The organism is Pseudogemmobacter sonorensis, from assembly GCF_042762395.1.
In the GTDB taxonomy this organism is placed as follows: domain Bacteria; phylum Pseudomonadota; class Alphaproteobacteria; order Rhodobacterales; family Rhodobacteraceae; genus Pseudogemmobacter; species Pseudogemmobacter sonorensis.
This window is the reverse complement of record NZ_JBEFZE010000014.1, coordinates 16,701-29,637: the sequence shown is the minus strand read 5'-3', so window position 1 is coordinate 29,637 and position 12,937 is coordinate 16,701. Positions and strand designations below refer to the sequence as shown.

Here is a 12,937-nt window from a genome sequence, read left to right as displayed (position 1 = left end):
GGCGAAAGCGCCCCCCGGCCTGGCACCGCAGCGCGGGCCGGACCGGAGAACCGGAGCGATCAGGCCATCGCGATCACGCCGCCGCGCCGCGCGCGGCGCGGATCAGGGCCAGCAACTCTTTCGCCGCCAGCGGGATATTGGTGCCGGGGCCGAAGATCGCCTTCACCCCCGCCGCCCTCAGGAAATCGTAATCCTGCTGCGGGATCACGCCGCCGCAGATCACGATGATATCCTCGGCGCCCTTTTCCTTCAGCGCCTCGATCAGCTTGGGCGCCAGGGTCTTGTGCCCCGCTGCCAGCGAGGAGATGCCGACGACATGGACGTCGTTGTCGACCGCATCCTGCGCCGCCTCTTCCGGGGTCTGGAACAAGGGCCCGACATCGACGTCGAAACCGATATCGGCATAGGCGGTGGCGATCACCTTGGCGCCACGGTCATGGCCGTCCTGGCCCATCTTGACCACGAGGATCCGCGGGCGGCGGCCCTCTTCCTCGGCAAAGGCCTCGACATCCTTCTGGATCGCGGCGAAGGCCTCGTCGCCCTCATAGGCGGCACCGTAAACTCCGGACAAGACCTTCACCTCCGCCCTGTGGCGCCCGTATGTGCCTTCCATCGCCAGGCTGATCTCGCCCACGGTGGCGCGGGCGCGGGCGCATTCCACCGCAGCCTCCAGCAGATTGCCGCCCTCGACGGTGCGACGGCCAAGCTCCAGCAGCGCCGCGTCGCATTTCGCCTGGTCGCGGGTGGCGCGGATGCGCTCCAGCCGGGCGATCTGGGCGTCGCGCACCTTCATGTTGTCGATGTCGAGGATCTCGATCGGGTCTTCTTTGTCCTTGCGGTATTTGTTGACGCCGACGATCACCTCATCGCCCCGGTCGATCATCGCCTGACGCCGGGCGGCGGTCTCCTCGATCCTGAGCTTGGGCATGCCCGAGGCCACCGCCTTGGTCATGCCGCCCATGGCCTCGACCTCTTCGATCAGCTTCCAGGCCTCTTCGGCCAGTTGCGCGGTCAGGCTTTCGACGTAATAGCTGCCCGCCAGCGGGTCGACGACATGGGTGATGCCGGTTTCCTCCTGCAGGATCAACTGGGTGTTGCGCGCGATCCGGGCCGAGAATTCGGTGGGCAGGGCGATCGCCTCGTCCAGCGCATTGGTGTGCAGGCTTTGCGTGCCGCCAAGCGCCGCCGACATCGCCTCATAGGCGGTGCGGATGACGTTGTTGTAGGGATCGGCCTCCTGCAGGCTGACGCCCGAGGTCTGGCAATGGGTGCGCAGCATCAGGCTGCCGGTCTTCTTGGGGTTGAACTCCTTCATGATCCGCGTCCAAAGCATCCGCGCCGCGCGCAGCTTGGCCGCCTCCATGAAGAAGTTCATGCCGATGGCGAAGAAGAACGAGAGCCGCCCGGCGAAGGCATCGACATCCATCCCCGCCGCCAGCGCCGCGCGCACATATTCGCGCCCGTCGGCCAGCGTATAGGCCAGCTCCTGGACGAGGTTCGCCCCCGCCTCCTGCATGTGATAGCCGGAGATCGAGATCGAATTGAACTTCGGCATCTCGTTCGCGGTATATTCGATGATGTCGGCGATGATCTTCATCGAGGGTTCGGGCGGATAGATATAGGTGTTCCGCACCATGAACTCTTTCAGGATGTCGTTCTGGATCGTGCCCGACAGCAGGCTGCGGTGGTGGCCCTGTTCCTCGCCCGTCACGATGAAGCTGGCCAGGATCGGGATCACCGCGCCGTTCATCGTCATCGAGACCGACACCTTGTCCAGCGGGATGCCGTCGAACAGGATCTTCATGTCCTCGACCGAATCGATGGCGACCCCGGCCTTGCCGACATCGCCCACCACGCGGGGGTGGTCGCTGTCATAGCCCCGGTGGGTCGCCAGGTCGAAGGCGACCGAGACCCCCTGCTGCCCCGCCGCCAGCGCCTTGCGGTAAAAGGCGTTCGATTCCTCGGCGGTGGAGAACCCGGCATATTGCCGGATGGTCCAGGGACGGCCCGCATACATCGTGGCGCGCACGCCCCGGGTGAAGGGCGCGACGCCCGGCACCTCGCCGATCTGGGGCAGGCCGTCGAGATCCTCGGCGGTATAAAGCGGCTTGACCTCGATCCCCTCAAGCGTCCGCCAGTTCAGGCTGGCGGGATCGCGACCCTTGAGTTCCTTCGAGGCAAGCGCCTCCCATGCCTTGATGTCGCTCATCGTCCTCACTCCGTTCTGGCCGCTTTCGCAGACCGATGCCGCTTGGGGTTTTGCGCGCCCTGCCCTATATCCGGGACATGAGCCTTCGCATCCACCGCCGTTCCCTCGTTCTTCTTGCCGCCCTTGGCGCGGCCTTTCCCTGGCGCGCCCGCGCCGAGGAAGATCTTTCCGCCGGGACCGAGGCCGAAGTCGCGCCCTTCGGGCCGGTTCCTGCCCGTGACGTGGTCGAGGCCGATCTGGTCTATGTCAAACGCCCGGTCATCGTCTTTGCCGATACGCCGAACGATCCGAACTTCATCCGCCAGATGGAGCTTCTGCCCCGGGTCTACGACGATCTGGCCCTGCGCCGGGTGATCCTGATCACCGACACCGATCCGGCCGATCCTTCGGCGCTGCGGCGCAGGCTGCGGCCGCGCGGCTTCTCGCTGATCCTGATGGATCGCGACTGGGGCTCGGCGATCCGCAAGCCCCTCCCCTGGGAGGGGCGCGAGATCGTCAACGCCATCGACAAGATGCCGCTGGCGCGCTCCGACGCGCTGGAGCGCAGTCCGGCCGGGCGCTGACGGCAGGACGGCGGGCGGCAGAACGGCGGGCGGGCGGGCGCGGCCCGCAGGGGCCTGCCCCCGGCCCCTTTGCGGGGCCGGTGCAACTTGCCGTCCCCGTTCCGCCAGCCGCCCCTGCACCATCCTATTCGAACTCCATGATCACTTCGTCGACCTTCAGGCTCGCCCCCGGGCTGGCGGCGATCTTCTTGACCACGCCCTTCCGCTCGGCCTTGAGGATGTTCTCCATCTTCATCGCCTCGACGGTGGCCAGCGCCTGGCCCTCCTGCACCTCCTGCCCCTCCTCGACCGAGATCTTCACCACCAGCCCCGGCATCGGGCAAAGCAGGAATTTCGAGGTGTCGGGCGGCAGCTTCTCGGGCATCAGCCGCGCCAGCTCGGCCGCGCGCGGGGTGCGGACATGGACCTTCAGATCGGCGCCGCGCAGGCGGATGCGGAAGCCCATCGGGATCTTGCCCACCTTGAGCACCAGAGGCTGGCCGTCGACCGAAAGCCGCGCCAGGTTCTGCCCCGGGGCCCAGTCCGAGGTGACGCGGTGCTGCGTCCCCTCGGCGAAGGTCACGGTCGAGCCATCGCGGTCGGCGGCGATGTTCACCGCCAGATCCTGGCCATCCAGGCTGACCACCCACAGATCGCCCACCCGGCGCTGGTGGTTGTCCATGGTGCCCGAGATGCGGGTGCGCCGGATCTCGGCCACGCGGTGCATCGCCGCCGCCGCCGCCGCCACCCGGCGCAGGATCGAGGGCGGCAGCACCGCGCCCTGGAAGCCCTCGGGATATTCCTCGGCGATGAAGGCGGTGGTGATGTCGCCCGAGACGAAGCGCGGGTGATCCATCACCGCGCCGACGAAGGGCAGGTTGTGGCCGATGCCCTCGACCTCGAACGTATCCAGCGCCAGCCGCATCTCTTCGATGGCGGCCTCGCGCGTCTCGCCCCAGGTGCAGAGCTTGGCGATCATCGGGTCGTAATACATGCTGATCTCGCCGCCCTCGAAGACGCCGGTGTCGTTGCGGACCACGCCGCCACGCGCGGTCTTGCCCTCGACCGGCGGGCGGTAGCGGGTCAACCGCCCGATCGAGGGCAGGAAGTTGCGATAGGGATCCTCGGCATAGAGGCGGCTTTCCATTGCCCAGCCGTTGATCTTCAGGTCGGATTGCGCGAAGGGCAGCGCCTCGCCCGCCGCCACGCGGATCATCTGCTCGACGAGATCGACGCCGGTGATCAGCTCGGTCACCGGATGTTCGACCTGAAGCCGGGTGTTCATTTCAAGGAAATAGAAGTTGCGGCTGCCGTCGACGATGAATTCGACCGTGCCCGCGCTGGTATAGCCCACGGCCTTGGCCAGCGCACAGGCCTGCTCGCCCATGGCCTTGCGGGTGGCCTCGTCCAGGAAGGGCGAGGGCGCCTCTTCGATGACCTTCTGGTTGCGGCGCTGGATCGAGCATTCGCGCTCATGCAGGTAGACGGTGTTGCCATGGCTGTCGGCCAGGACCTGGATCTCGATATGCCGGGGTTGGGTGACGAATTTCTCGATGAAGATCCGGTCGTCGCCGAAGCTGTTCGCGGCCTCGTTCTTCGAGGATTCAAACCCTTCGCGCGCCTCACCGGCGTTCCAGGCGATGCGCATGCCCTTGCCACCGCCGCCGGCGCTGGCCTTGATCATCACCGGATAGCCGATCTGGTCCGAGATCTTCACCGCCTCGTCAGCATCGGCGATCAGGCCCATATAGCCCGGCACGGTCGAGACCCCGGCCTCCTGCGCCAGTTTCTTCGAGGTGATCTTATCGCCCATGGCCTCGATCGCCGAAGAGGGCGGCCCGATGAAGGCCACGCCCTCGGCCTCCAGCGCGGCGGCGAAATCCATCCGCTCGGACAGGAAGCCATAGCCCGGATGCACAGCCTCGGCCCCGGTCTGGCGGATCGCCTCCATGATCTTGTCGATCACGATATAGGACTGGTTGGCGGGGGGGGGGCCGATATGGACGGCCTCATCCGCCATCTTGACGTGAAGCGCGTTGCGGTCGGCATCGGAATAGACCGCCACGGTCTTGATGCCCATCTTGCGGGCGGTCTTGATGACGCGGCAGGCGATCTCGCCCCGGTTGGCGATCAGGATCTTCTTGAACATGGGTCTCCCTCGGTTCCGCCCGGATCTCGGGGCCGGAAAATGCAAAGGGGTCCTCCGGGCTCATGGCCCGGAAGACCCCGGTTCAGGTCTTGAACTTTGCTGTCCGCCCGCGCGCGGACCTGTGCCGGGCGGCGCGCCGCCCCGGTCAGCCCCGCAGGACCGGCATCAATAGCAACCGTCGATGCCCGGCACGATGCAGGAGCCGCCACCGGCGACGGCGCCGATAAGCGCGCCGCGGGTCTTGGAGCCGCCGGTCGCATCGGCCACCAGGGCGCCCGCCGCGGCGCCGCCGATGGTGCGCACCGCCGCGCTGTCGAGCGGCGAATGGTTGCTGCGACTGGAGACGCAGCCGGCGAGCGGCAGGGCAAGGACGGGAAGAAGAAGAAGGATGTTGCGCATGATAGGAGACTGCCTCGACTTGTTGTTATTGAGGCCGATTCTAGCGCAAGGCGGCGCGCCGCAAAAGACTTTCCGGCATCGATCACGGGAACGGCACCGCGAAAGGCGGAGTTCCGCCCGGCATCCGCAGCCGAGGGCGGGCCGCAACGATCCGGAACGGTGTTGAAAACGCGGAAAAATCCAGCCCCCGCCCCGGACAGTCCCGCGCGAGCGGATGCGGGACCGGCGGCGGTCCGCCGATGCAACGGGGCCGGGGCAAGGCTCAAGCGCGATCCTCCCAACCGTCGTCGAAACCGTCGTCGTCGAAATTCACCGGCTCGGCATCCGGGGCGAAGACCTCGGGGAAGGCGATCGCCGCCTTCTTCGCGTCGATCCTGAGCAGCGCCTCATAAGAGGCGGGGTCGAACGGATCCTCGGCCGCGACCACCTCGCGCCCGAACAGCCACGAGAGCCGCCCGGCATCGAGATTGCCGCGCTCGAAGACCTCTTCGCCGAAATACTGCCAGAGCGCCGCCATGAAGGCCTGATCGGCCATGCGGTCCAGGCCGCGACGGTCCTTGAACCTCTCGCGGCGGATGATCTTCGTCGCGCCCTCCTTGTTGGCACGGCGGATGGTGAACTGGAAATCGGTTCCGGGCAGGCGCCCGGGAAAGCCGCGATGCTTCAGCATATGGATGCCCCTTCTCTTGCGGGGCGGGCTTTAGCAGCGGCGGGGGATCGAGGGCCAGCAAAATAGCCGCTGGCGCCGGAGCGGCCGGTCGGCACAGGTTCGCACCGCGGAAAGGCGATGGCCCGAGGGGAAGACGCCGCGAAGGCACCCGCCCCGCCCCGGGCACGGGGCAAGGAAAGGGCAAAGCCCCCGAGCACCCGTGGCGACCGGGGGCTTGCGGTATTCTTACTTGTATTTGCCGGTGTAGACCGGCTCGTAGCTGACCGGCTCGTCGATATAGACGACTTCGGTTTCCTGCTTCTTGGCGCAGGCGGCAACGCCCGCCACGACGGCCAGGGCCAGAACGATACGCATTGTGCTCGACATCCTCTTCTCCTTGATTCTTCCGGAGTCCGGGCCTGCGACATGCAAGACCGCCCCCCGCACGAGGTTGAGGCCGCTTGGGTTCGGCCTTGCTCCACAATAGCCGAAATGCCGCCCGATTGACACGCCCCCCGGCCCAAGTTGCGGCCCTGTGACCCAACTACATCAGCCGAGAAGGATTTTTCGCGGGGATCAACAAGATATGGTGCCATGCTCAGAACATCTCCCAGATGCAGGAGGTGTTTTCGACGCGGTAGGCCTCGAAGAACTGGACCGCCTCGGGCACGGCCTCGCCGAAGGGCAGGTCGCGGTCGGCCAGCGCGATCACGATCTGGCGCGGCGCGGGCACCATGCCCTCGACGCGCGGCAGGGCGTATGTCTCGCACAGAAGCTGCATGTCGGCGGACCAGTCCTCGTCCTGTTTCAACCCCGGCACGACAAAGCGGAACCGGGCGGTGGCACCCTCGGTGCCGGGGGCGTTGGTGATCACGTCAAGCGGCAGGACCTGACGCCCCGACGGCAGGGCGACACCCTCGCCTTCGGAGACGTCCCCCGTGGGGGCCTCCGCCTCGTTCTCGCAGCCTCCGGCCGCAAGCGTCAGCGTCAGAAGCGCGGCAAGCGCGAGGCGGTGCAGGTCGGCCATGGCAATCTCCCCTCAGGTCAGAGCGGGATATTGTCGTGCTTCTTCCAGGGGTTTGCGAGCTTCTTGTTGCGCAGGGAGGCAAAGGCCCGCGCGACCCGGCGGCGGGTGGAGCGCGGCTGGATCACCTCGTCGATGAAACCGCGCTCGGCCGCGACGAAGGGATTGGCGAAACGGTCCTCGTAATCCTTCTGGCGCTGCGCGATCTTGTCCTTGTCGGCAAGCTCCGAGCGGTAAAGGATCTCGACCGCGCCCTTGGCCCCCATCACCGCGATCTCGGCCGAGGGCCATGCATAGTTGAAATCGCCGCGCAGGTGCTTCGAGGCCATCACGTCATAGGCGCCGCCATAGGCCTTGCGGGTGATCACCGTCACCTTCGGCACCGTCGCCTCGCCATAGGCGAAAAGCAGTTTCGCGCCATGCTTGATGACGCCGCCATATTCCTGCGCCGTCCCCGGCAGGAAGCCCGGCACGTCGACGAAGGTCAGGATCGGGATCTCGAACGCATCGCAAAAGCGCACGAAACGCGCGGCCTTGCGGCTGGAATCGATATCGAGGCAACCCGCCAGCACCATCGGCTGGTTGGCGACGACACCCACGGTCTGGCCCTCGATGCGAATGAAGCCGGTGATGATATTGCCCGCGTAATCCTTCTGGATCTCGTAGAAATCCGCTTCGTCCGCGACCTTCAGGATCAACTCCTTCATGTCGTAGGGCTGGTTGGGATTGTCGGGGATCAGCGTGTCGAGGCTGGTCTCCACCCGGGCCGGATCGTCGAAGAACGGCCGCACCGGCGCCTTTTCGCGGTTGTTCAGCGGCAGATAGTCGAAAAGGCGGCGGATCTCGGCCAGGGCCTCGACATCATTCTCGAAGGCGCCATCAGCGACCGAGGATTTGCGGGTATGGGTCGAGGCGCCGCCCAGTTCCTCGGCGGTCACCACCTCGTTGGTCACGGTCTTGACCACATCGGGGCCGGTGACGAACATGTAGGAGCTGTCCTTCACCATGAAGATGAAATCGGTCATGGCGGGCGAGTAGACCGCCCCCCCCGCGCAGGGCCCCATGATGACCGAGATCTGCGGCACCACGCCCGAGGCGAGGATATTCTTCTGGAACACGTCGGCATAGCCCGCGAGCGAGGCCACCCCCTCCTGGATCCGTGCGCCGCCGGAATCGTTCAGCCCGATCACCGGCGCGCCGTTCTGGATCGCCATATCCATGATCTTGCAGATCTTCTGGGCATGGGTTTCGGAAAGCGAGCCGCCGAAGACGGTGAAATCCTGGCTGAAGACATAGACCATGCGGCCGTTGATCGTGCCCCAGCCGGTGACCACGCCGTCGCCCGCCGGACGGTCCTTCTCGATGCCGAATTCGACGCCCCGATGGGCGACGAACATGTCGAATTCCTCGAAACTGTCCTCGTCGAGCAAGAGGTCGATCCGCTCGCGCGCGGTCAGCTTGCCCTTCTTGTGCTGCGCCTCGATCCGGCGCGCGCCGCCCCCGGCCCGGGCGATGGCGCGGCGCTGCTCAAGCTCTTCAAGGATATCTTTCATCGGCTCTCTCCCCGGGGAATCGAGGGGAGAATATTATTGCGCGGCAGGAAGTGGAAACGAAATCGCGTTAATTTGCAAATATCTCAGGAAGGTCAGATTGAAAATTGAATAATTGCGAAACATCTTCGCCAAGGGCTTGTCGCGGCCGGGCCTTGCTGGACAAGTCCGGTTGAGGATTCACCTTTCGGATTCAGCCTTGTGCATAAAGCAGACCCAGCCCCCGGAGCGGCAAGACCAGGAACTGTTCGACCTGTTGAGCGGCCTGCAACCAGGCCCCCGCTTCTGGGGTGATCTGCGTCCCAAGGTGGCGCCGCCGCCCGTGGTTTGGGTCCATTGTGCTTCTGATGGTTGTCGGAGGCCGATCGCGGGATGCTGATCGTGGAGATCGAGCCGCTGAAGGCGCCATTGGTTCGAGCCCAACGGCGAGGCGCAAAGATCAGGCGGCTACATTTACCGAGGGCAGGGGGATCAAGACGATTTGCCGCGGCCAGAGGCCTATCAATAAGATGGTTTCCGCAAGATGGCACCAAAGACCACAAAGCACGCGGAGGAAATCCCGCAGAATTTCTGGCGGTTCATGACCGTCTACGCCCGTCCGTCGAAGCTCTTCATCAGCCGGTCGCACAAGCGCTATGTGGATGGGACGCCCGAGAGCGTCACGCCCCTGACGCTCGACCAGATCCAGCGCAACAAGGGGCGGGAAGGCCCGCTCACCCTGCGGGCGCACATGGCCTACGTGTCGCGCGACACGTCGGACCTTCTGCCGACCTCGATCTATGTCGCGGACGGCCATACCTTCGACGTCGAAGTTTCCGACCCGAACCCGGGCCGCGCCATGCGCCCGGAAATCACATCGATCATGGACGCCCCCACCCGGAAACTGGTGCGATGCCCGATTTCCTGCGAGGAAAACGTCATTGCGGCCTGCGAGGCGCTGAGCAATACCTGCCGCGACAATGGAATTTGCGCACTTTTCTATACCGACAGGGGCGCAGGCTACAAAAACAAGAGATTCGACGCGGATGACTCCGGCCTGATGTCCCGTCTGAGCATCACCAAAATGCGTGCCTTGCCCTACAACAGTCAGGAGAAGGGCAATATCGAGCGGTCGCACCAGAGCATCTGGATCCCGCTTGCCCAGGAATTCCCCACATATCTGGGCGACCTGATGGACAAGGAAGCCCGGAATGCCGCTTACCGGGCCACCCGCCGCGACGTGAAGGAATTCGGTGTCTCGAACCTGCTCATGCAACGGCCGGATTTCCACAAGGCCATCGCGGCCCGGGCCGAAGAATACAACAACGATCCCCACAGCGCCCTGCCGAAAATACAAGACAACTGCGTGTCCGAAAAATCGGCAGCAGGCTATCGCTCATGGAGGCCGAGACCGGCCCGGAGCGGCAGTCGGGGCCGGTGGAGCAGACCTCCTCAGAACCCATCATGCGCGGCCCCCCTGCGCAGTCCTCAGCCCAGTGAGAACCCGCCATCGACCGCCAGAGCCTGACCGGTCAGATGCGGCGCGCAAGCCATATAGACAACCATCTGCCCCATATCCTCCGGTGTCTGCGCCTCGCCCTGCGGCAGGAAGGATTGCTGGTGACGCGCCCAGGACTGCTCTTCGGTCTCGCCCGGCAGAGCCCAGAGCCCGGACAGGCCGGTCTCGCCACGCCACATCCCTGTGCCAACGATTCCGGGACACAACGCGTTGACGGTGATGCCCTCCTTGGCGACTTCCTTGGCGATCGCATTGGTGAAGCCGATCACGCCGAACTTCGACGCGCTGTAATGGGAGAGGTTCGGGAAGCCGACCTTGCCCGCGATCGAGGAGGTGTTGATGATCCGGCCGAACCCGGCCTTGCGCATCAGCCTGATCTCGGCTTGGCAGCACAGGAAAACCCCGCGCAGGTTGACGTCGATCAGGTCGTCCCATTGCTGGACGGTAAGGTCCGCGATCCCGCCGAGGCTGACGATACCTGCGTTGTTGACCGCGATATCGAGCCGACCCCAGGTGGTTTCGATGCTGTCGATCATCGCCTGAACGCTCTCGGGTTCGCGGACGTCGACGATGATCGCGGCGCTCTTGCGCCCCAGGGCCTTGACTGCGGCGGCCCCTTCTTCGGCGAGAGCCGCATTATAGTCGGCGATCAGCACATCGGCGCCGGCCTCGGCCAATGCCTTCGCGATGCCCGCGCCGATCCCGCGACCGCCACCCGTGACGAGTGCGACGCGTCCACTCAGGGAAAACTGAGAATCCACCAAGATTTTTCTCCATTCTTGACTGCTGAAACAGGGCGTCGCCGGAGCGCGGGATCGACTGGCACCGCCTCGCGCCGGCGAAAGGATCGGGACCTTGTCCCACGGCTGGGCGCGAGGACTACGAGGCCTCGACGCGGACCTTGCCGATGTTGATCTTTCGATAGAGCGTTGCCCGAGACACGCCGAGATACCTGGCGGTCAGCGAGACATTGCCGTTGTTGTGACGCAGCGCAGCCTGGATGCGCGAGGCTTCCGACTTCGATCGCGCGGTCAAATCGGTGTCCGCGATTTCCGCAACGATGTCGTCAGGCAGATGATCGAGCTGGATGAAGCGATCATCGCACAGAACCGCCGCATGTCGAAGCGCATGCTGTAGCTCCCGTGCGTTTCCGGGCCAGTGATAATTGAGCAGAACAACGCGTGCCTCGTCGCCGAGCCGAATGTTCGCTTTGCGCAATATCTGTGCTTCGACTTCCAACATCTCGAGGATCATGCCTTCCAGGTCAGCGATCGCCCGAAGCGGCGGCAGCACGATCGAACCACCCTTGAGCCGATGAAGCAGGCTCGCACGCGGGCGGCCGTCCTTCTGCATCTGTTCCAACGACAGATTGGTATTGGCCACGACGGAGATCCCGTTTGTCCCGGCGCTGCGATCCCGCTCCAGCATCCCGAGAAGCGCGATTTGCCCCGCGTCGTCGAGCTCATCGATCCGGTCCAGGATCAGGCAGGCCCGGCCGCGGGTTTGACCGATCGATCGGATTGCACGGCCGACCTCATCACCAGACATCGCCGCGCAGTCCACAAAGAAGATCTCGCCCTCCCGCGCCAGACAACGGGTGGCGACAGCCCTTGCATAGGCCGATTTCCCTGTGCCGGTCTCGCCCACCACGATCAGTGGCAGCCCAGATTGAAGAAGGCGTTGCCCCCGCTCCAGAGCGATTTCAGAAACCGGCCCCATACGCGACAAACGGGGCTCTGAAACCTCTTCGACCATGCGCACCGTTGAAATCGCTTCGCTTTGTGCGGGGTTCCGACCGCCGGAGCGGGCCCTCCAGCGCGGCGATTCTGACACTGGCTCGCGCACCAATGCTTGCAGACGACGCCCGTAGGCATGCATCCGTATAGTCTCGTCGGGCCGGATCATATCCAGATCAGAGTCGAGATCGAACGCCTCTTCGACTCTGCGCCCAAGGACCTCCGCGAGAGAAACACCGACCAAAGCCTGCAGGTTAGAAGTGCCCGCACGAATGCGGCCCTGGTCATCCAGTGCCACATGGCTCGCTTCGGCCAGCTCCGCATCGACAACGTCCACCGCGATCCGCAGCAGGCGGCTCGTCCGATGTTGCCGAAGGAACTGACGGTTCTCTATGCGCAGTGCCGCGCGTTCCACAATATCGCGCACGACACGGTTCGCCCGCATATCACCACCCGAGGCGGTGGTCACGTTGATCGCGCCTTCAATAGCGCCATCCCGACCAAATACGGGCGCAGTCATGCAGGTCAGCGCCCGGGTTGAACTCCCATAGTGCTCACCCCCCGCTATCGCGATTGAACGACCTGTGCGAAGGCAGGTCCCGACACCGTTCGTACCCTGGCGCTCCTCGACCCAGACCGACCCCGGCTGAACGCCGAAGGCCGACATATTGTCCAGGAATGGGAAATCGCACCGGAACAGCATCATGACAGCCTCGGGCGATGCGAAGGATACGAGATACTCGCTGTCGACCAGTCTCATAAACAGCCGTTCGACCTCGGGTCCCGCAATGCCGATCATCTCGTGATGTCGATCCGCAAGCTCGCGCATCTCGGAGTGGGTAAGCACGGCCGCGCGCGGCACACGGTCAGGGTCGAGATTGTATTCTGACAGGCAGCGCTTCCACGAGTCGGCGACAATGCCTGACAGCGGGGCCGCTACATCCTGGCTTCGGGCGGCATGCAGCCGGTAAACTTCCTGAAGCGAAGCATCCGTTCCGCAATGTTCCGCGCTATTCCCCTGCTCCCACATCTTGCTCCTCCCAAAGCAATCTCCGGAAAATGAGTTCGGATCGGTCATGTTCTCGAGTCAGGGCCGGCCCGAATGCCTTCTGCCTGTCACGATCATGGATGTCCGTGCCTCTTCATCTCCTCCCTGACCTTCTGGCTCCTCAGACGGAAGG

Annotated in this window: 11 protein-coding genes; 2 read left to right on the top strand and 9 right to left on the bottom strand. The window is 64.7% G+C overall.

Annotated elements, in window-relative coordinates; genetic code table 11:
* Nucleotides 1-73 precede the first annotated feature (73 nt).
* A complete protein-coding gene (scpA, locus tag ABNX41_RS11780) occupies nt 74-2,209 on the bottom strand; it encodes a methylmalonyl-CoA mutase (RefSeq protein ID WP_438669926.1) in 2,136 nt (711 codons plus the stop codon).
* 35 nt (nt 2,210-2,244) lie between these two features.
* Between scpA and ABNX41_RS11775 the strand changes: the two genes are divergently transcribed.
* A complete protein-coding gene (locus ABNX41_RS11775) occupies nt 2,245-2,772 on the top strand; it encodes a DUF4174 domain-containing protein (RefSeq protein WP_438669925.1) in 528 nt (175 codons plus the stop codon).
* A 124-nt stretch (nt 2,773-2,896) separates the two neighbouring features.
* Here ABNX41_RS11775 and ABNX41_RS11770 read toward each other — a convergent pair whose 3' ends face one another.
* The 6 genes from ABNX41_RS11770 to ABNX41_RS11745 form a co-directional block, all read right to left on the bottom strand.
* A complete protein-coding gene (locus tag ABNX41_RS11770; protein WP_438669924.1) occupies nt 2,897-4,900 on the bottom strand; it encodes an acetyl-CoA carboxylase biotin carboxylase subunit in 2,004 nt (667 codons plus the stop codon).
* A gap of 165 nt (nt 4,901-5,065) precedes the next feature.
* Nucleotides 5,066-5,299, bottom strand: a complete 234-nt coding sequence (locus tag ABNX41_RS11765; protein WP_438669923.1) for a YMGG-like glycine zipper-containing protein — start codon at nt 5,297-5,299, stop codon at nt 5,066-5,068.
* Nucleotides 5,300-5,561: 262 nt separating this feature from the next.
* Nucleotides 5,562-5,969 (bottom strand): hypothetical protein, encoded by a 408-nt coding sequence (locus tag ABNX41_RS11760; RefSeq protein ID WP_438669922.1) that lies wholly within the window; start codon nt 5,967-5,969, stop codon nt 5,562-5,564.
* A gap of 225 nt (nt 5,970-6,194) precedes the next feature.
* Complete coding sequence (locus ABNX41_RS11755) at nt 6,195-6,335, bottom strand: hypothetical protein (protein WP_438669921.1); 141 nt, start codon at nt 6,333-6,335, stop codon at nt 6,195-6,197.
* Nucleotides 6,336-6,546: 211 nt separating this feature from the next.
* Complete coding sequence (locus ABNX41_RS11750) at nt 6,547-6,975, bottom strand: DUF6497 family protein (RefSeq protein WP_438669920.1); 429 nt, start codon at nt 6,973-6,975, stop codon at nt 6,547-6,549.
* Nucleotides 6,976-6,992: 17 nt separating this feature from the next.
* On the bottom strand, nt 6,993-8,525 hold the full coding sequence (locus ABNX41_RS11745) for an acyl-CoA carboxylase subunit beta (protein ID WP_438669919.1): 1,533 nt from the start codon (nt 8,523-8,525) through the stop codon (nt 6,993-6,995).
* A gap of 520 nt (nt 8,526-9,045) precedes the next feature.
* Here ABNX41_RS11745 and ABNX41_RS11740 point away from each other — a divergent pair.
* Nucleotides 9,046-10,029 carry a hypothetical protein gene (locus ABNX41_RS11740; RefSeq protein ID WP_438669918.1) on the top strand — a complete coding sequence of 328 codons (984 nt, stop codon included), beginning with the start codon at nt 9,046-9,048 and terminating at the stop codon, nt 10,027-10,029.
* Here the strand turns inward: ABNX41_RS11740 and ABNX41_RS11735 are convergent.
* Nucleotides 9,990-10,781: an SDR family NAD(P)-dependent oxidoreductase gene (locus ABNX41_RS11735; protein WP_438669976.1), complete on the bottom strand. Its 792-nt coding sequence runs from the start codon at nt 10,779-10,781 to the stop codon at nt 9,990-9,992. The two genes, ABNX41_RS11740 and ABNX41_RS11735, sit on opposite strands and share 40 nt — an antisense overlap.
* A gap of 118 nt (nt 10,782-10,899) precedes the next feature.
* A complete protein-coding gene (locus ABNX41_RS11730) occupies nt 10,900-12,834 on the bottom strand; it encodes a sigma-54-dependent Fis family transcriptional regulator (RefSeq protein ID WP_438669917.1) in 1,935 nt (644 codons plus the stop codon).
* Nucleotides 12,835-12,937: the final 103 nt, after the last annotated feature.